We start from the raw sequence: 18,591 nt of genomic DNA on the forward strand, positions 1-18,591 counted from the left end.
CTTCGGCACAGACGCGGACCGACGTTAGGCTATTCTCCCCTGCCTGAGCAAACCCGAGTAGTAGGCCCTGACCCGTGGCAACCTGGATCACCACCCCCGCCGAGCTGGATGCGTACTTCCAGCAGCGCCCGACCCGCATCGGCCTGGACACCGAATTCATCCGTGAACGCACCTTCTGGCCGCAGCTGGCCCTGGTGCAGATGGCGGTCGGGCAGGACATCCTGCTCATCGACCCGCTGATTCCCGGCATGACCGAGGCGCTTGCGCATTGGCTGGCCGATGAATCCATCACCAAGGTAATGCACAGCGCCAGCGAAGACCTGGTTGCCTTCAAGTGGGCCTGCGGCGTGCTACCGCGACCGCTGTTCGACACCCAGATCGGGGCATCACTGGCCGGCATCGGCGGCGGCATGGGCTACCAGAAGCTGGTGGCGGAGATCACCGGAGTGGCGCTGGCCAAGGGCGAGACCCGCTCGGACTGGATGCGCCGCCCGCTGTCCGAGTCGCAGCTGCAGTACGCCGCCGACGATGTCGAGCACCTGTTCGCACTGCACGACGCCATTGATGCCAGGTTGCAGGCGCTCGGCCGCCAGCAGTGGTTGCACGACGATGGCGAGCGCCTGCTGGCCAGCGTCGCCAACGATGAAGATCGCTGGCCGCACCTGGCGATGCGCTCGGCACAGTTCCTTGATGACGCCGCGCAGCACCGCCTATTGCGCCTGCTGCGCTGGCGTGATGTGCAGGCACGCAGCAGCGACCGCCCGCGAAGCTGGATCCTGGACAACGAACTGGCCGCCACTCTGGCGCGCACACCTCCGGCCGACGAGGCAGCGCTGGGCAAGCTGTTCGAGCAGTTCCCAAAGGCACCGCGCAAACTGGCCGGCGCCGTGTGGCAGGCGCTGTCCACGCCGCTGGCCGACGAAGCCGACGCGCCGCTGGCGCTGCCGGCCAACGACAGCAACAAGCAGGCGCTGAAGAAGCTGCAGGATGCCGTGGCCGAACGCAGCCGCGAGCTGGGACTGCCAGATGGCATCCTTGCCTCGCGCAAGCACCTGGAAAGCTATCTGGAACGTCGCCAATGGCCCGCCGCACTGGCCGGCTGGCGCCAGCAGGAACTGGAGTCGCGCCTGCAGGCGCTGCTGCCGGGAAACTAGCAACCCGCATCGGCCGCCTCGCGGGGCGGCCCTGCCAATGCTCGACAAGGACATTGCTGCGTGCCTGCATGGCCCTCTTCCGGCGTATTGCGATGGACGATCGTCACGCTGCTGGCCGGCGACACTCCTGCATGGATCGCAGCAGCCAGCTCAACGCCTACGCGGCACTGACGGGCGGGCTGGACCTGGCCCGTTCGGTTCACTACCTCGCGCTTTCGGCACGCCTGATCGAACAGGCCCCCGTTGCCAGCGAGCAGGACAAGCTCGAACCCTGGCTGCATCCGCACGCCTGATGCACGGCTATTTCCCGGAATCGAGGCGTAGAGACAGGGCCAGGGCACACTCGCCTACCGGCCCGAGCTGCTGCTTGCCTTTCCGCTGCACATGGACGATCCGCAACGCGAACGCCTGTTCCGGGTGACGGGATTCACCTTCAAGCCTCCTGCTGAATGCCATCGACACGGCAGCCGCATGTCCTGCTTGCCGCCGCTAACGACCGCGCTTCTAATGTCCAGCCTCGTACTCGCTGGATTGCAGCAATGACAAACGGATTTGCAAAAGACGGGCTTTCCCCCGAAGACCTTGCCTGGCGCGTGCAGGCGCGCACTGCGCTGCAGGAACGGCGCTATGCCGAACTGGATGCGTTGCTTGCTCCACATGAGCTGGCCTGGCTGCAGGGAGAGAATGCGCTGCCCGGCATCCGCTGGCGGCTGCGCAACCTGCACGACGCCACGCTGACGTTGGAAGCCCGCCTGCAACTGGCCCAGCAGTGGGCTTCGGCCGCCCCCGGCAGCTACTACGCCTGGCTTTGCCTGGGCGCCTGCTGGCAGGACGCTGCCGGCGAACTGCGCAGCGCCGACGTTGCCGCACTGGTCGAAGACAGCCAGTGGCTGGCGGCACAGCTGGCCCGCGATCATGCCGTGCACGCCTACCTGCAGGCGATACCGCTGTCGCCACGACCTGCGTTGGCGCTGGATGGCATCAAGCGCATCACCAGCTACCTGCGCGAACCGAACTGGCTGCGTGCGCTGCAGGCCGGGCAGCCCGCCGCATCCGATGACGCCGCGCTGGCCGAGCACTACCCTCAAGCCTGGCCAAAGGCATTGCAGCTGCTGTCGCGCTTCGGTACGCCGTTGCAGACGCTGCCGGATACGCTGCCCCCATTGCTGCGCGAGCGCAGCCAGGACGATTTCGACGCACCACTGGCGTACTGGATGCGCCTGGTGCTGGAGCAGCGCCCGGACGATCTGGCCACGCTGGAAGACACCCTGTACTTCCTGTACCCGCGCTGGGGCGGCAGCCATGAGGCGATGGAGAACTTCATCGAGGGTAGCTGGTGCCGTGGCCTGGAACTGGCGCAGAGCAACGCGCTGCGGTGGCACAAGGAGCAGGACTGGATGGGCGATCTGCCCCACCGTGAGGATGCCGAGGCCGTGGCCGCGCACGAGCGCGCCTACACGCAGATCCTCGACTGGCACCTGGACCGCCACCTGCGCGCGCAGGTGCTGGCCCAGCGCGCCGGGCTGCGCTACCGGCTTGGCCGCGTTGAAGACAGCGAAGGCGTCGTGCAGTGGGATCCGGACCACATGCAGGCGGTGCTTGAAGATCTGCAGCAGGCATGGACATTGGACCGCGATGTGGTCCTGCATGAGGGGCTCAGCAACCTCGAGGCCTGCACCTGGTTCGCCCATGTCGACGGTGCCGAAGCACTGTTCGCACAGGTGGTGGACTATGCCGCGCGCGAAGGCGATTCGGCGATCGGCCTGCTCTGGGCCGCCACCGCCATCGAGCATGGCCTGCTCGGCCAGGCCAGCGACCCGACACGCGCCAGTGTCCTGCTGCAGCGCGCGTTGAAGCTTGCGCAGCAGGACGACACCTCGGCGGTGACGTTCGCCGCCAATCTGTTCTGCGATGTCTCACAGGCCGCCGGCCTGTCGCTGCTGCAGCGCATGGCGGACGATGGCGACGCCGGCGCGATGTCGGCGCTGTGCGACCTGTACAAGGGCCGCCTCGGTGGCCGTGACCAACCACAGTTCGCCGATGCGGAAAAGGCCGCCTACTGGCAGGAGCGTGCGGTGGAAGGCGGCGACCTGATCGCCACCTACAACCTGGCCGTCCGTCTCGTCGCCGCAGGCGGCGCGGAGAACGAAGCGCGTGCGCGCGAGCTGTACCTGCGCTGCCTGGATGAGGCCGAGGCCGGCGAGCGCGTGTGGGGCCCAACCTGCCGCAACCTGGCCTGCCTGGCATTCGATGGCCGGAACGACGCGCACAAGCGCGAAGCGGTCGAACGCGCCTTGATTCCGCTGTGGTGGCGCGGCGACGACGACGACAAGCTGTGGGCTGCCGGCTATCTGGCCGACATCTACCACTTCGGTAACGGCGTCCCGGCCAATGCATTCCTCGCCCTGAGCTGGCTGCAGCGTGCCAGCGAGATCGATCCGGAGTATGTGGACGTGGTACGCATGGCACCGCTGATCAACGGCGAAGGCCGCTGGTTCGGTGCCAGCCGCGCACGCAAGCAGCAGGAACAGGACCGGCACCAGGTGGACAGCGCCACTTGGGCCCTGACCTTCGGCCAGCGCAGCCAGGACAGCAACCTCACTGCAGTCTGAAGCAACGAAAAGGGCGGCCCGGATCACCGGGCCGCCCTTTGCATTCCAACAGTGCGATGGCGGGATGCCCCGCCATCGCGACAGCGCATTACCAGTTCATGTTCAGCGAGACACCGACGGTACGCGGTTCGTTGTAGACCGCGGCCATGTAGTTCTCGATCACGCCCTTGAGGTTCTTCTCGTTGGTGATGTTGCGCGCGAACAGCGCCACTTCGTAGGCACCGTAGTTGCCCGAGTAGCCGATCTTCAGGCCGCCTTCGAAGTCACCCTTGGAATTGAACTCCTTGCTGTCGTACAGCACGAAGCTGGTGTAACCCTGCTTGTTCCAGTCGGTGGAGACGAACATGGTGCCCGCGTCGCTGACCGGGAAGTCGTAACGGGCGGCCAGGTTCACGTTGTACTTCGGCGCGTTCGGCAGCGGGTTGCCGTCGATCTGCGCGAAGGTGTTGGCGCCGACCTTGATGGTCGGATCATTCACCGTGCAGACCACCTGGCCGTTGAGGCCGCAGACCTGCGCGTACACGCGCTTGTCCTTGATCTCGCTGTGCAGCAGGCTCAGGCCGGCGCTCAGGGTCAGGTTCGGGATCGGGCGCAGTTCCATGTCCGCTTCGAAGCCGTAGGCCTTGGCCTTGTCGGCGTTGAACAGCACGCCGTTGCCGTCCGAATCGTTGCCGTTGAGCTGGATGTCGTTGACGGTGTAGGTGAACGCGGTGGCGTTCAGGCGCAGGCGGTTGTCCCACAGGCTGCTCTTCACGCCCGCTTCCCAGGACAGGATGGTCTCGGAATCGGCGGTGGTGAAATCGGCGTTGAACACCGCCGAACGCCCCTGGATGGTCGGGCCGCGGAAGCCACGCGCGACCTTGGCGTAGACGCTCACGTCCGGCGTGATCTGATACATCGCGCTCAGATCCCAGCTCGGGGTGGTGTCGGACATCCTGACGTCGGTGCGGCCCTTGTAGGTGACCACGCCGGCGGCAGTGTCAGCGGTCTTCAGCAGGCGGGTGTGCTTCTCGTCCTTGGTCTGGCGCAGGCCGGCGGTGACGGTGAACTTGTCGGTGAAGGCGTAGCTGATCTGGCCGAAACCGGCCCACGAGGTGTTCTTGTTGCGCAGGCGCACCCAATTGTTCGGGTTGCGGGCCGCGCCCTGCAGGAACCACGCGCGCTGGTAGAAGTCGGTGGTGTCGCTGCCGTTGAAGTAGAACGCACCGGCCTGCCACTGCAGGGCGCTGTCATCATGGCTGGCCAGGCGGAATTCCTGGGTCCACTGGTCCAGGTCACGGATGCGGCCCATCGACTGGCCGTAACCGTTCGGCACGCCGTTCACCGGGAAGTTCACCGCGGCGCCGCCGTCGGTGTCGCCGCGGCTGTAGCCGGAGGTGGTTTCGTAGGCGGTGATCGAGGTGAAGTCGATCGCGCCGAAGTCATAACGCGCCTTCACCGAACCGCCGTAGGTCTTGTAGGCCTGCGGGTTGTTGTCGGCTTCGTCGTAGGCGACCTTGTCACGCGGCACGTCGGTCTTGTTCGAGCCCTTGGTCAGCGCACCGCGCAGGAACAGGGTCGAGGTGCCCTCGTAATCACGGGCGTGGGCCGAGGCCAGGATCGAGAACTGGTCGCTCGGGGTCAGCAGCAGCTGCGCGCGTACGTTGCGGTCATCGAAGCCGCCCATGGCGTTCTTCTTTGGGCTGACCGTGCCGTCGGCGCTCGGGCCGCGGTAGGTGTTGTCGACGTAGTCGTCGCGGTGCTGGTACAGGGCCGACACGCGGAACGAGGCGATGTCGTTGATCGGGCCGCCGAAGCCGCCGTCGATCGACACGCTGTTATAGGTCGCATAGCTGGCACTGACGCGGCCGGTGTAATCCTGGGTCGGCTTCAGGGTGTCGAACTTGACGATGCCGGCGGTGGTGTTGCGGCCGAACAGCGAACCCTGCGGGCCGCGCAGCACTTCCACCTGGTCGACGTCATAGACCGGGTTGGACTTCAGCACCACGTGCTCCAGCACCACGTCGTCCTGGATGATCGACACCGGCTGCGAGGCACCCAGGTAGAAGTCGATGTTGCCCAGGCCACGGATGTAGAAGCGCGGGAAGATGCGGCCGGTGGTGGTTTCCGCATACAGGCTCGGCACGCGGCCGGACAGCGCCAGCAGGGTGTCATCGCCGCCGGCGGTGAAGTCGCGCATGCGCTCGCCCTGCACCACGCCCACCGAGACCGGCACTTCCTGCAGGTTCTGCTCGCGGTGTTCGGCGGTCACGGTGATCGTGTCCAGCCCGGTCGGGGTCGGCGCGCTGTCCTGCGCGGCGGCACCGAAGCTGCCGACCAGGGCCAGGCCGGCACAGGCCAGGGCCAGCGGATGGCGGCGGAAGGAAACGAAGGAAGACGACATACCCGACAGGCGGCGGGAATCGGAATGGGAGGGCATGAAATGCTCTGAGGAGGCGTCCGTGCGGCCTGCGCGAGCCGGGCGGCAAAAGGGAGGAGAACTGCGCAAGCCGCCATTATCCCCCAAATTGTTACGATTTCGTTGCGCGACCTCCAAGCCCGGCGAAACCAGCGGTTTCGGCACAGTCAGCCAGCACCGTTTGGGGTCAGATCCGTTTCCCAAGGGAGAACGGATCTGACCCCGGATCTCAGGGCAACGGGGTCAACGCGACATCGACCATCGCCAGCAGGCGCTCGCGGCTGATGCCGTCACGCGCCTGCACCGAGATGCCATGCAGCACCGTGGCGAAGTGGTCACCCAGCGCCTGCACCGCCGCGTCGTCGGCCAGCTCACCCTCGGCCTGCGCCTGCTGCAGCCGCGCGATGATCGCCGCCGTGCGCTGGCGACGATGGCTGGCCAGCCAGTCCCGCACGCCCTCGCCATCAGGCGAAACGCTGCTGGCCGAGGACACCACCAGGCAGCCGTGCGGACGCCCACGGCGGGTGTAGGTCAGCACCGCCTCGCGCAGCATGGACCCGATCGCCTCGCGCAGCGTGGCCTGCTCCAGCGCGCGCGGCGCGAAACCACCCTCGCCCTCTTCGTACAGCGCAACGGCTTCGCGGAACAGCTGCTCCTTGCTGCCGAACGCGGCGTAGATGCGTGCAGAGGCAATGCCCAGCGTTTCGACCAGTGCCGACATCGACGTGCCTTCGTAGCCGTGCTGCCAGAACAGCAGCATCGCCTTGCGCAACGCCTGGTCCCTGTCGAATTCGCGCGGTCGCCCTGCCATCTGCCTGCCTGCTCCAGTGAGACGCGCAGTGTAACGCGGGTGTTGACCATCGCGAGGGTCGCGCCTATTCTTTGTCGCCCGACAAATAATTGGAGCAACACATGCAGACCCTCAAGGGCCCCAGCCTGCACCTGGCGCAGTTCGCCGGCGACCAGGCCCCGTTCAACTCACTTGCCAGCATTGCCGAGTGGGCCGCTGGCCACGGTTTCAAGGCACTGCAGATCCCGGCCTGGGATGCACGCCTGTTCGACCTGGCCACCGCCGCCGACAGCCAGGACTACTGCGACGACATCCGCGGCACCCTGGCTGAGCACGGCCTGCAGGTCAGCGAGCTCACCACCCACATCCTCGGCCAGCTGGTGGCCGTGCATCCGGCCTACGATGAACTCTGCGATGGCTTCGCGCCGGAAGCACTGCGCGGCAACCCGAAGGCGCGCAGCGAATGGGCGCAGCAGCAACTGCACCTGGCCGCCCGTGCCTCCCGCCGGCTGGGCCTGCAGGACATGGGCACCTTCTCCGGCTCATTCGCCTGGCCCTACCTGTTCCCGTTCCCGCAGCGCCCGCCGGGCCTGATCGACGCGGCCTTCGATGAGCTGGCACGACGCTGGCGGCCGATCCTCGATACCTGCGAGGACAACGGCATCAACCTCTGCTACGAGATCCATCCCAGCGAAGACCTGCATGACGGCACCAGCTTCGAGCGCTTCTTCGAGCGCGTCGGTCAGCACCAGCGCTGCCGCATCCTGTTCGATCCCAGCCACTTCGTGCTGCAGCAGCTGGACTACCTGGAGTACCTGGACATCTACTACCCGCTGATCCGCATGTTCCACGTCAAGGATGCGGAGTTCCGCCCCAGCGGCCGCCAAGGCATCTATGGCGGGTATGCCGACTGGACCGAACGTGCAGGTCGCTTCCGCTCGCTGGGCGATGGCCAGGTCGACTTCAAGTCGATCTTCTCCAAGCTGGCCCAGTACGACTACCAGGGGTGGGCGACGCTGGAGTGGGAGTGCTGCCTGAAGGACCAGGAAGCCGGTGCACGCGAAGGCGCTGCATTCATCCGCGACCACATCATTCCGGTCACCGACAAGATCTTCGACGACTTCGCCGGTGCTCCGATCAGCACCGCGCAGATGCAGCACATGCTCGGCATCGCCTGAGCCCCCACGGAGCACTCCCCCATGACCCCTTCCCTTCCCGCTGGCGCTGCCGGCGACGACGCCCTGCGCCACCACTACCTGCGCATCGATGGCCAGCGCGTGCATTGCGTCTCCGCCGGCCACGGCGAACCGGTGCTGTTGATTCCCGGCTGGCCGCAGACCTGGTATGCCTGGCGCCATGTGCTGCACGCCCTGGCCCAGGCCGGTTTCGAAGCCATCGCGGTTGATCCGCCGGGCATCGGCGAATCTGACCGCCCTGCCCACGGCTACGACACCGGCAGTGCCGCCGCCGTCCTGCACCAGACCATGCGGGCGCTGGGCCACGAGCGCTACCAGGTGGTCGGCCATGACATCGGCATGTGGATCGCCTATGCACTGGCCAGCGACCAGCCGCAGGCGGTGCGCCAACTGGCGGTCACCGAAGCGGTGATTCCCGGCCTGGCGCCGGAACCGGGCATCTTCGCCGCACCGGCCGACAACATCTTCCTCTGGCATTTCATGTTCAACCAGGTGGCCGACCTGCCCGAGGCGCTCATCAGCGGTCGCGAGCGCGCCTACCTGGAATTCATGTTCGACCGCTGGTCGTACCGCCGCGACGCGGTGGCTGCCGATACCTACATCGCCGCCTACAGCCGCCCCGGCGCACTGCGGGCCGGCTTCGCCTGGTACCGCGCGATTCCGGAAACCATCCGCCAGAACAAGGAACGTGCGCAGCGCCGGCTGGCGATGCCGGTGCTGGCCATCGGCGCCGAGCACGCCACCGCCGATGCGCCGATGCTCACCCTGCAGCCACATGCCGATGACGTGCGCGGCAGCATCGTGCCGGGCTGCGGCCATTTCATCATGGAAGAAGCGCCGCAGGCATTCCTTGCACAGCTGCTGCCGTTCCTGCAGGAGGCACACCATGCAGCTTGAACCGGCGCTGCGGCAGTTCGTCGACGCCGTGGCGTCGCAGCCATTGCCCGACGACCTGCGGGAACTGCGTGCGATCAGCGAGAGCGCGCTGCCCCAGCTGCAGGGCGCGCCGCAGCCGGTTGCGCATGTGATCGAACATGCGGTGATCGCACGCGACGGGCATGCATTGGAAGTCCGCCTTTACACACCGGAAGGGCTGCCCGATGGACCGGCACCGGCGTTATTGTTCGCGCATGGCGGCGGATGGTTCCAGTGTTCGCTGGCGGTCTATGACGGCCCCTGCCGCGCGCTGGCCAATGCCAGCGGCTGCGTGATTGTCGCCGTGGGCTACCGGCTGGCGCCGGAGCATCCGTTCCCGCTGCCGCTGCACGACGTTGCCGACGCCTGGTCGTGGCTGCTGGCCAACGCGGTCAGCCTCGGACTGGACCCGCAACGGCTGGCAATCGGTGGCGACAGTGCCGGCGGCAATCTGGCAGCCGCCTGCTGCCTGCGGCTGCGCGATCTCGGCCTGCCGCAGCCACGCCACCAGTTGCTGCTGTACCCGGCACTGGATGCCGGCATGGGCAGCGACTCCTATCGCGAGTACGCCAGTGGCTACTACCTCAGCGCCGAACTGATGCAGCGTTGCTGGCAGGCCTATCTTGGCGATCTGCACCCGCCGCTGGCACTGGCCTCGCCGGCCCATGCAACGGATCTGCATGGGCTGGCGCCGGCCTCCGTGCTCAGCTGCGAGCACGACCCGCTGCGGGATGAGGCCGAACAGTACGCACGGCGGCTGCAGGCGGCAGGTGTCGACTGCACGCTCGAGCGGTTGCCCGGGATGATCCACGCCTGCATCCATCTGCACGCGGTCAGTGCCAGCACCGACGTGGCAGCAAGTCGTGCCGGCACCCTGCTGCGCTGGGCCCTGTCCTGAACCGGTCAGGGGCGGTAGCCGAAGCGACGCGACCACCGTCCCGGCCCGGCGCTTGGCAAGCCCGGCAGGCAGCGCTACACTGAAACCCTGCCGTGGGGCCATAGCTCAGCTGGGAGAGCGCGTCGTTCGCAATGACGAGGTCAGGAGTTCGATCCTCCTTGGCTCCACCACTTCATAAGCAAATCAAAAAGCCCCGAGGGTCTCCTCGGGGCTTTTTGTTTGGCGTCGGGCTCGTGATAATGTCGTGAAATGCCACCACGACGTCTCATCGCTACCGTAGGAGCACTCATGAAGGGATTTTTTGCAGCTGCCGCCGTCGTCGCTCTGCTCGCTGGTTGTTCGGCCACCCGCCCCATCGCGACAGAGGTGGCAAAGCCCGTCCCGGCCAGTCAGATCTTCGCCTACGCCCAGCCCGCCGCTGACACCGGGACGGTCATCGTGACCCGGGATGTTGGCTTGGCCGGATCAAAGTGTCCTGTCGCCTTCTACGTCGACGGCAAAGTGGCAGCACACGTAGACAATGGGCAGACCATGACGGTGTACATCCCTTCGGGCAAGCACATCCTGGGTGCCGGCCCAGCGGGCACCGGTGTGTGCGGCATCGTGAGCCGTACCGCGCATATGCGCGAAGCGGCTTTCGACGTTGTCGCTGGAGACCGTCTCAAGCTGCGGCTCGGCTTCACCCGTGATGGGACGTACCAGATCACACCGACCGCACTCTGAGCCGCCTTCATCTGCCGCACGCTGGGCGCGGCGATCGGCCGCAAGCTGGCGGGTGGCCACGCCCGGTTCGACTGGGGCGAAGCCTGGGCCCGCTTCGATCCGAAGGGGTTCATGGCCAGCAGCGGTATCCGCTACGTTCCGCGCTCATGACCCCACTCAGGTGCGGGTGATCGACACTCCACCCTCCACGCGCATCGCGGTACCGGTAACGAAACTGCTTTCATCGCTGGCCAGGAACAGCGCCGCGTTGGCGATCTCCTCCGGCTCGGCCATCCGCTTCAGCGCGTGCAGCGAACGCACGAAATCACGCGCATCCCCGGTAGGCGCGGCCTGCCGCCCCATCTCGGTATCGGTGCCACCGGGCAGCAGTACATTGCTGCGCACACCGCGCGCGCCATACTCCGCCGCGATCACCTGGCTCAGGCCGATCAGCCCGGCCTTGCTCGACGCATAGGCCGCCATGCCAGGGAAGCCCACGGTATGGCCGACGAACGTGCCGACGAACACCAGCGAACCGCCGCCGCGTGCCAGCAGTGCCGGCAACTGTGCGCGCGCGGCATGGAAGGCGGCATCCAGATTGGTGGCCATCACCTCGCGCCAGGCGTCCACCGGGAACTCCGCTGCCGGCACACCGGGGCCGAGCATGCCGGCATTGTTGAGGGCGATGTCCAGGCCGCCGAATGACTGCTGGGCCAGATCGACCAGCGCCTGCGCCGTGCCCGGGTCGGCGACGTCGGCGGCATGCACCACGGCGTCGCCACCGGCGGCGCGAATCTGCTCGGCCAGCGCCTGCAGCGGTTCCGGCCGCCGTGCGTTGAGCACCAGCTTTGCCCCTTCGGCAGCGAAGCGCAGGGCGCTGGCGCGGCCGATGCCGGCGCTGGCACCGGTGATGAGAGCGATCCTGTTGTTCAGGCGCATGGTCGTGGCATCCGTTGTGAAGTGGCCGCAACGATGCCCTGCCTCTGGACGGCCAACACTCCGTTTCCGGGCCTCGCTGGCAAGTGCAGGAAACGGAGTTTTCGTGGCTGCGGCACGTGCCAGAATCCGCCCATGGACAGTACCGCCACCACCGCCCTCGATGCCCGCGTTGAACGGGTCTGCCGCCACCTGCAGACCAGCCTCGACGAACCCTCGCTGCAGGAACTGGCCGACATCGCCGGCTGCAGCCCGACCCGCCTGCATCGCCTGTTCAAGCAGGCAACCGGGCTGACCCCGAAGCAGTACGCTGCGGCACTGCGCGCCGACCGCCTGCGCGCCGGGCTGCAACAGCAGGAACGCATCACCGATGCCTTCCACGATGCCGGCTTCGGTTCCAGTGGGCGCTTCTACGAGAACGCACCGAAATTGCTGGGCATGACCCCGAAGCAATGGCGCGCAGGGGGGCGCGGCGAAGTCATCCACTTCGCGCTTGCCGAAAGCTCACTGGGCAGCGTGCTGGTGGCCAGCAGTGCCACCGGCGTGGTCGCGATCCTGCTCGGCGACGATCCGGAAGCGCTGCTGCAATCGCTGCAGCACCGCTTCCGCCAGGCCAAGCTGGTCGGTGCCGACAGCGGTTATGAACAACTGGTGGCACAGGTGGTAGGTCTGGTCGAGGACCCGACGCGGGGCGCCACGTTGCCGCTGGATATCCGCGGCACCGCCTTCCAGCAGCGCGTGTGGCAGGCGTTGCAGCAGATCCCACGTGGCCAGACCGCCTCGTATGCCGACATCGCCACGCGCATCGGCGCCCCGCGATCAAGCCGTGCGGTGGCTCGCGCCTGCGCCAGCAATCCACTGGCGGTGGCCGTCCCTTGCCATCGCGTTGTACGCCGCGACGGCGACCTGTCCGGCTACGCCTGGGGCGTGGCGCGCAAGCGCGAACTGCTGCGCCGGGAAAAGGCCTCGACTGCCTGACGTGGGTGCCGACCTTGGTCGGCACGCCCGGCGGACACTCAATCCAGCTTCACCACCAGCTTGCCGAAGTTCTGCCCCTTCAGCAGCCCGAAGAACGCCTCCGGCGCATTCTCCAGCCCTTCCACCACATCCTCGCGGTACTGGATGCGACCTTCGCGCAGCCACTGCCGCATCTCGCATTCGAAGTCCGGCCACAGGTGGTTGAAGTCGTGCACGATGAAACCACGCACGGTCAGGCGCTGGCGCAGGATCTGGCTGAACAGTGCGGGCAACCGGTCCGGGCCGGGCTGCTCGATGCCCTGCTCGTTGTAGGTGGCGATGGTGCCGCACACCGGAATGCGGGCGAAGTCGTTGAGCAGCGGCAGCACTGCATCCAGCACATGGCCACCGACATTCTCGAAGTACACGTCGATGCCGGCAGGCACTGCCGCGCGCAGTTGATCGGCAAAATCAGCCGCGCGATGATCCAGCGCCACGTCCACGCCCAGCGTCTGCAGGTAGGCACGCTTGGCTTCGCCACCGGCGATGGCGACCACGCGCGCGCCCTGCAGCTTGGCCAGCTGGGCGACGGTCGCGCCCACCGGCCCGGTCGCGGCAGCCACCACCAGCGTCTCACCCGGCTTCAAACGGGCGATTTCGTGCAGGCTGGAATAGGCGGTGAAGCCGGGCATGCCATATACCCCCAGCGCCGTACTCAGCGGCAGTCCGGCCGGGTCCAGGCGGCGCCCCAATGCCTTGGCCGGCAGCACCGCATGGGTCTGCCAGCCGCCCGGCGCCAGCAGCAGATCTCCGACCGCCACACCTTCGGCGTTGGATCGCAGCACTTCGGCCACGGTCTGCCCTTCCATCACGGCGCCCACCGCCACCGGCGCGGCGTACGACGGGCCCTCGTCCATGCGTCCACGCATGTACGGGTCCAGCGACAGGTAGCGGTTGCGCAGCAGCACTTCGCCATCCCCCAATGCCGGCAGCGCAGCCTGTTCCAGGCGGAAGTTGGCCGCGCTTGGTGCGCCCTGCGGACGCGAGGCCAGCACGATACGGGAGGTAGCGAGGGAATCGGACATGGTGACCGGCTCTGCTGTTGCCAGCATCAGGAAAGGAATGCCGACACTACGCCGCAACGATCGCCGGCAACGGCCACGAAAACAGCGTTCCATGGACCGGCGCGGCGCGGGTCCGGCGCAGCCCTTGCCCTTGCAGCTTTGGCGATCGCGGCGATCTGCTGATTTCCACCGCAGACGATGATCGACTGACCACGCCCCCGTCCCACAACGGAGGATCAAGCACTTGCGAGCCCGCAGACGGCAATGTGAAGAAATCTTGGCAAAACGCTTGCCGAAGGCAGCCGACCTCCGTAATATACGCGTCCTTGGCAGCGACCTCGCTGCAACGAAACATGTGGCCGAGTAGCTCAGTTGGTAGAGCAGGGGATTGAAAATCCCCGTGTCGGCGGTTCGATTCCGTCTTCGGCCACCACTTTCGAAGGCCTGCAGAAATGCGGGTCTTTTTTTTCCGGAAACCGGGTTTGATCACGGTTGCCACACAACTTGGCCGAGTAGCTCAGTTGGTAGAGCAGGGGATTGAAAATCCCCGTGTCGGCGGTTCGATTCCGTCTTCGGCCACCATCTTCAGAGACCTGCAGAAATGCAGGTCTTTTTTTTGCGTGCGGCCTGCCATCCACGCATGGCGTGGGTCTACCTGGCGCTGGCTCCTTCCATTGCCTCGATCCATGCCGGGCCACCGCCGTCTGGTTGACGAAACATTTACACCAGTACCCGCCGCGGCACCTACGCTGCAGATTCCTGCCGGAGCCTGCCGATGCAATTGCGCCCCACCCTGCTCGCCTGCCTGCTGCTGGCCGCCACCCCGGTGATCGCCGCCGAATCGGTGCGTGCAGTCGACACGCTGGACATCGACCGCTATGCAGGCCAATGGCACGAGATCGCTCACCTGCCGGTGTCATTCCAGAAGCAGTGCGTCGGCGAGATCACCGCCAACTACGGGCTGCGCCGCGATGGCCGCATCAGTGTCACCAATGCCTGCCGCAACGCCGACGGAGAACGCGTGATCGCCGAAGGCGTTGCACGCCCGGTGGCTGGCCATCCCGGCCAACTGCAGGTGCGCTTCGTTCCGGACTGGCTGAGCTGGGTGCCACTGGTCTGGGCCGACTACTGGGTGCTGGCGCTGGACCCGGACTACCAGTGGGCCCTGGTTGGTGAACCGGACCGGAAATACCTGTGGATCCTCTCGCGCCTGCCGGAAATGGATCGCGCCCGATTCGAACAGCTGAAAGCCAAGGCCGAGACGATGGGCTACGACCTCGGCCCGTTGCGCCTGATGGCCCCGATTCGCGATACACCCGCCGACTGAACCGCCCCGCATCCGGCGCACCACGCGCGCGCCATCCAGCGCTGCGCACGCCCCGCCGCCATCTTCACGCGCTACCCTCTGCGACGGCTCGCCACAGGCGATCCAAACGACCATACGCCGTAGTATGCTTATTCCAACGCACCGCCTCCAGAGGACCTGCGCCCATGCTCCACCGTTTCCGTATCGCCTTGATCGTCCTGAGCACCCTCGCCCTTGCCGCCTGTGGCAACGGCATCGTCAAGCGTGTTTCGGAACCGGCGGCCAGCCTGCAGCAGCTGACCGTGCGCGCCGACGGCAACTGGACCGTGGCCCTGCGCCTGCAGAACTACAGCTCCATGCCGATGACCTTCGATGACGTCTCGCTGGCACTGACCGTCGGCGACAGCGACGCCGGCACCCTGCAGGCCAAGCCCGGTATCTCCATCGGCGGCACCTCCGCGGATGTCATCAATGTCGACCTGGTGCCCAGTTCGGCCGCACGCCTGGTGGTGGCCGATGCACTGGCCGGCAACCGCACCCTGGCCTATGGCCTGAAGGGAACGGTCGCGGCCACGCCGCAGGAAAAGAAGCAGCGCAGCTTCGACATCAGCAGCCGCAGCACCCTCAACCAGGCCCCGGGCCTGCCGGGCGTGCTGCGCTGATTTCCACCTTCCGTCGCGGCGCCTGGCGCCGCTCTCCCCTGCCCTGATCAAATCGAGACGTACCGATGAGCAGCTACACCGCCCCGCTTTCCGACCTCCGTTTCGCCCTGCACGACGTGCTCAAGGTCGAACCCCTGTTCGCCCGCCTGGGCTTCACCGACGCCACCGCCGACGTGGTCGATGCCGTGCTGGAAGAAGCTGGCCGTTTCAGCGCCACCGTGCTGGCCCCGCTCAACAGCGTTGGCGATGAGATCGGCTGCGTGCTCGACCAGGCCACCGGTGAAGTGACCACCCCGCCCGGCTTCAAGCAGGCCTACGACCAGTTCGTCGATGGCGGCTGGACCGGCCTGACCGCCTCGCCGGAACTGGGTGGCCAGGGCCTGCCGCACACCCTTGGCGTGCCGCTCAACGAAATGATCAACGCCGCCAACCTGGCGTGGGGCAACTTCCCGCTGCTCTCGCACGGCGCCATCGAAGCGCTGAAGCAGCACGGCGAGGCCTGGCAGCACGAGGCCTTCCTCAAGCCGCTGATCGAGGGCCGCTGGACCGGCACCATGTGCCTGACCGAGCCGCACTGCGGTACCGACCTGGGCCTGCTGAAGACCAAGGCCGAGCCGAACGCCGACGGCAGCTACTCGATCACCGGCACCAAGATCTTCATCACCGCCGGCGAGCACGACCTGACCGAAAACATCGTGCACCTGGTGCTGGCCAAGCTGCCCGACGCCCCTCCGGGCGCCAAGGGCATCTCGCTGTTCGTCACGCCCAAGTTCAAGGTCGACCGCGAGGGCAATGTCGGCGAGCGCAACGCGCTGCGCTGCGGTTCGATCGAGCACAAGATGGGCATCAAGGGCTCGGTCACCTGCGTGATGAACTTCGATGGTGCGCAGGGCTACCTGGTGGGCCAGCCGCACAAGGGCCTGCAGGCGATGTTCACCATGATGAACACCGCGCGCCTGGGTGTCGGCCTGCAGGGCATCGGCCTGTCCGAGCGTGCCTACCAGAACGCGCTGAAGTACAGCCGTGAGCGCCTGCAGTCGCGCGCCCTCAGCGGCGCCAAGTTCCCGGACAAGCCGGCCGACCCGATCCTGGTCCACCCGGATGTGCGCCGCATGCTGCTGACGGTGAAGTCACTGGTCGAGGGCAGCCGCCTGCTGGCCCTGCACGCCGCCACCCTGATCGACGTCGCCCACCACGCCGAGGACGCCGCCGAGCGCGAGCGCGCCGACACCCTGGTCAGCTTCCTCACCCCGATTTCCAAGGCCTGCCAGACCGAATGGGGCATCGAGAACACCTACAACGCGCTGCAGTGCTTCGGTGGCCACGGCTATATCCGCGAACACGGCATGGAGCAGCTGGCCCGCGATGCCCGCATCACCACGCTGTATGAAGGCACCACCGGCATCCAGGCGCTGGACCTGATCGGCCGCAAGACCGCGTCCAGCCAGGGCGCTGGCCTGAAGCTGATGCTGGCCGAGATCGAAGCCTTCGCCAAGGAACACGAGGGCAACGAAGCGCTGGCCGAGTTCATCGGCCCACTGCGCGCCAAGGCCGCCGAATGGGGCAAGCTGACCCTGGACGTGCTGCAGCGCGCGGCCGCCAATCCGGACGAACTGGGCGCGGCCAGCTACGACTACCTGTTCTATTCGGGTTACGTGGTGCTGGCCTACTGGTGGGCCCGCAGCGTGGCCGCCGCCGATGCCAGCGCGCACGGCGCCGCCTTCGCCCAGGGCAAGCGCGAGACCGCGCGTTTCTACTTCGCCCGCGTGCTGCCGCGCACCCTCAGCCACGCCGCCGCCATCCAGGCCGGCGCCGCCCCGCTGATGGCGATGGACGACGAGCGCTTCGGCGCCTGAGCCGGGCTGCGCCCGGCACCCGCAGAAGCCAAGGCTGGAGCCAAAGCAACAGCAACAGCTGGCTTCCTGCGGGATGGCAGGGTGGGTCCGATTGCGGGGGACGGCGCAAGTACGTCCCTGTAGCCTCGATCGCCGCATCCATGCGGCTCACGCCCCCGCAACCGGACCCACCCCGCCTTCGACAGATCTCCGGTGGCCAGTGGATCCATGCCATGCGTGGATGAAAACCACCGAAATCCATCTGGGGAAAAGCCCCCCTTTGTTAAGGGGGGCGCGCCGACGGCGCAGGGGATAGGAGGAATGCGTGGGCATCCCAACCCGCCATCGGCGGGCTGGGATGCGGAATGCGCGGACCTGAATTGTTGCGTTTTGGGTATCGCCCAAGTGGCGATACCCAAAACGCAACAATTCAGGTATAAGCTGTTCTCCCGATGGAGACAGACACTACACGCTTGGGTCTGATCGAAGCCGGAGCTCCGTTTTCTGCTCCGGGCGCCGAAGCATCGCCCAACGCCACGACGCTGCATCGCCCCGGTTCGGTCCGGCTGCTCTCGCTTGATGCCCACGGACGCGTACTGGACTGGATCACCTGGCAGGATGCGGCGTGCCTCTACGCCCGCGAAGCGGTGGCCTGGACGCTGGGTGATCCCTGCCTGCACATCCACGGCGGCACCAATCGCTTCAGCGGCCTGCAGAGCGGCATGGACCTGCACCCGATCATCGCCGCGCGCGGCCATGCCCGCTCCCGCGCGATCGACCCCACGCCGAACCTGACCAACCCGGCCCTGTTCGCCCGCGACGCCCACCTGTGCATGTACTGCGGCCAGCAGTTCAACCGCCCCACGCTCACCCGCGACCACGTCGTGCCACTGTCCAAGGGCGGCCTGGACTGCTGGGAAAACGTGGTCACCGCCTGTTTCCACTGCAACTCGCGCAAGAGCGACCGCACCCCGCAGCAGGCCGGAATGCCGCTGCTGGCCGTGCCCTACCGGCCCAGCTGGATCGAGCACCTGATCCTGTCCAACCGCAACATCCTGGCCGACCAGATGGCCTTCCTGAAGGCGCAATTGCCCAAGCGGTCGAAACTGAGCACCTGAACGCCTGAAAATGCAACCCTCACCGTCCTGTCACGGACGGCGGCGTTT

The 18,591-nt window shown here is 66.8% G+C and carries 16 protein-coding genes and 3 tRNA genes; 15 read left to right on the plus strand and 4 right to left on the minus strand.

Going from position 1 to position 18,591, the window contains the following annotated elements; genetic code table 11:
- Nucleotides 1–74 precede the first annotated feature (74 nt).
- The 3 genes from rnd (at nucleotide 75) to AC5P7E_RS01520 (ending at nucleotide 3,766) form a co-directional block, all read left to right on the plus strand.
- A complete protein-coding gene (gene rnd, locus AC5P7E_RS01510) occupies nucleotides 75–1,154 on the plus strand; it encodes a ribonuclease D (protein WP_049395553.1) in 1,080 nt (359 codons plus the stop codon).
- A 131-nt stretch (nucleotides 1,155–1,285) separates the two neighbouring features.
- Nucleotides 1,286–1,447 carry a hypothetical protein gene (locus tag AC5P7E_RS01515; protein WP_224119244.1) on the plus strand — a complete coding sequence of 54 codons (162 nt, stop codon included), beginning with the start codon at nucleotides 1,286–1,288 and terminating at the stop codon, nucleotides 1,445–1,447.
- A gap of 246 nt (nucleotides 1,448–1,693) precedes the next feature.
- Nucleotides 1,694–3,766: a DUF4034 domain-containing protein gene (locus AC5P7E_RS01520; RefSeq protein WP_076739851.1), complete on the plus strand. Its 2,073-nt coding sequence runs from the start codon at nucleotides 1,694–1,696 to the stop codon at nucleotides 3,764–3,766.
- Nucleotides 3,767–3,854: 88 nt separating this feature from the next.
- On the opposite strand, the gene AC5P7E_RS01525 is transcribed toward AC5P7E_RS01520, so the two are convergent.
- Both AC5P7E_RS01525 and AC5P7E_RS01530 read right to left on the minus strand, forming a co-directional pair.
- Nucleotides 3,855–6,185 carry a TonB-dependent receptor gene (locus AC5P7E_RS01525; protein WP_114618707.1) on the minus strand — a complete coding sequence of 777 codons (2,331 nt, stop codon included), beginning with the start codon at nucleotides 6,183–6,185 and terminating at the stop codon, nucleotides 3,855–3,857.
- Nucleotides 6,186–6,393: 208 nt separating this feature from the next.
- Nucleotides 6,394–6,975 (minus strand): TetR/AcrR family transcriptional regulator, encoded by a 582-nt coding sequence (locus tag AC5P7E_RS01530; RefSeq protein WP_049437387.1) that lies wholly within the window; start codon nucleotides 6,973–6,975, stop codon nucleotides 6,394–6,396.
- Nucleotides 6,976–7,076: 101 nt separating this feature from the next.
- Here AC5P7E_RS01530 and AC5P7E_RS01535 point away from each other — a divergent pair, with 101 nt between their 5' ends.
- From AC5P7E_RS01535 to AC5P7E_RS01555, 5 genes are all read left to right on the plus strand, one after another.
- A complete protein-coding gene (locus AC5P7E_RS01535; protein WP_049395560.1) occupies nucleotides 7,077–8,132 on the plus strand; it encodes a sugar phosphate isomerase/epimerase family protein in 1,056 nt (351 codons plus the stop codon).
- 21 nt (nucleotides 8,133–8,153) lie between these two features.
- Nucleotides 8,154–9,047, plus strand: a complete 894-nt coding sequence (locus tag AC5P7E_RS01540) for an alpha/beta fold hydrolase (RefSeq protein ID WP_049395561.1) — start codon at nucleotides 8,154–8,156, stop codon at nucleotides 9,045–9,047.
- Complete coding sequence (locus AC5P7E_RS01545; RefSeq protein WP_114618706.1) at nucleotides 9,037–9,963, plus strand: alpha/beta hydrolase; 927 nt, start codon at nucleotides 9,037–9,039, stop codon at nucleotides 9,961–9,963. Before AC5P7E_RS01540 ends, AC5P7E_RS01545 begins: the two co-directional genes overlap by 11 nt.
- 94 nt (nucleotides 9,964–10,057) lie before the next feature.
- Nucleotides 10,058–10,133, plus strand: a tRNA-Ala gene (locus tag AC5P7E_RS01550).
- A 118-nt stretch (nucleotides 10,134–10,251) separates the two neighbouring features.
- A complete protein-coding gene (locus AC5P7E_RS01555; protein ID WP_076739855.1) occupies nucleotides 10,252–10,686 on the plus strand; it encodes a hypothetical protein in 435 nt (144 codons plus the stop codon).
- A gap of 156 nt (nucleotides 10,687–10,842) precedes the next feature.
- Here the strand turns inward: AC5P7E_RS01555 and AC5P7E_RS01560 are convergent, their stop codons facing one another.
- A complete protein-coding gene (locus AC5P7E_RS01560) occupies nucleotides 10,843–11,604 on the minus strand; it encodes an SDR family oxidoreductase (RefSeq protein ID WP_495222816.1) in 762 nt (253 codons plus the stop codon).
- Between the two features lie 132 nt (nucleotides 11,605–11,736).
- Between AC5P7E_RS01560 and AC5P7E_RS01565 the strand changes: the two genes are divergently transcribed.
- On the plus strand, nucleotides 11,737–12,579 hold the full coding sequence (locus AC5P7E_RS01565) for a bifunctional transcriptional activator/DNA repair enzyme AdaA (protein WP_076739857.1): 843 nt from the start codon (nucleotides 11,737–11,739) through the stop codon (nucleotides 12,577–12,579).
- A 38-nt stretch (nucleotides 12,580–12,617) separates the two neighbouring features.
- Here the strand turns inward: AC5P7E_RS01565 and curA are convergent, their stop codons facing one another.
- On the minus strand, nucleotides 12,618–13,643 hold the full coding sequence (curA, locus tag AC5P7E_RS01570; protein WP_076739858.1) for an NADPH-dependent curcumin/dihydrocurcumin reductase: 1,026 nt from the start codon (nucleotides 13,641–13,643) through the stop codon (nucleotides 12,618–12,620).
- Between the two features lie 336 nt (nucleotides 13,644–13,979).
- Between curA and AC5P7E_RS01575 the strand changes: the two genes are divergently transcribed.
- The 6 genes from AC5P7E_RS01575 to AC5P7E_RS01600 all read left to right on the plus strand — a co-directional run bounded on the left by AC5P7E_RS01575 (nucleotide 13,980) and on the right by AC5P7E_RS01600 (nucleotide 18,543).
- Nucleotides 13,980–14,055: transfer RNA gene (locus AC5P7E_RS01575), tRNA-Phe, on the plus strand.
- 73 nt (nucleotides 14,056–14,128) lie between these two features.
- Nucleotides 14,129–14,204 (plus strand) — tRNA-Phe (locus AC5P7E_RS01580).
- Between the two features lie 193 nt (nucleotides 14,205–14,397).
- Nucleotides 14,398–14,949 carry a lipocalin family protein gene (locus AC5P7E_RS01585; RefSeq protein WP_076739859.1) on the plus strand — a complete coding sequence of 184 codons (552 nt, stop codon included), beginning with the start codon at nucleotides 14,398–14,400 and terminating at the stop codon, nucleotides 14,947–14,949.
- 164 nt (nucleotides 14,950–15,113) lie between these two features.
- Nucleotides 15,114–15,590 (plus strand): LEA/WHy family protein, encoded by a 477-nt coding sequence (locus AC5P7E_RS01590; protein WP_049395301.1) that lies wholly within the window; start codon nucleotides 15,114–15,116, stop codon nucleotides 15,588–15,590.
- A gap of 65 nt (nucleotides 15,591–15,655) precedes the next feature.
- Nucleotides 15,656–17,446 carry an acyl-CoA dehydrogenase C-terminal domain-containing protein gene (locus AC5P7E_RS01595; RefSeq protein WP_076739860.1) on the plus strand — a complete coding sequence of 597 codons (1,791 nt, stop codon included), beginning with the start codon at nucleotides 15,656–15,658 and terminating at the stop codon, nucleotides 17,444–17,446.
- A 431-nt stretch (nucleotides 17,447–17,877) separates the two neighbouring features.
- Nucleotides 17,878–18,543: an HNH endonuclease gene (locus AC5P7E_RS01600; RefSeq protein ID WP_005410414.1), complete on the plus strand. Its 666-nt coding sequence runs from the start codon at nucleotides 17,878–17,880 to the stop codon at nucleotides 18,541–18,543.
- Nucleotides 18,544–18,591: the final 48 nt, after the last annotated feature.

It is taken from the genome of Stenotrophomonas sp. YJH_SMC_25 (genome assembly GCF_059369595.1).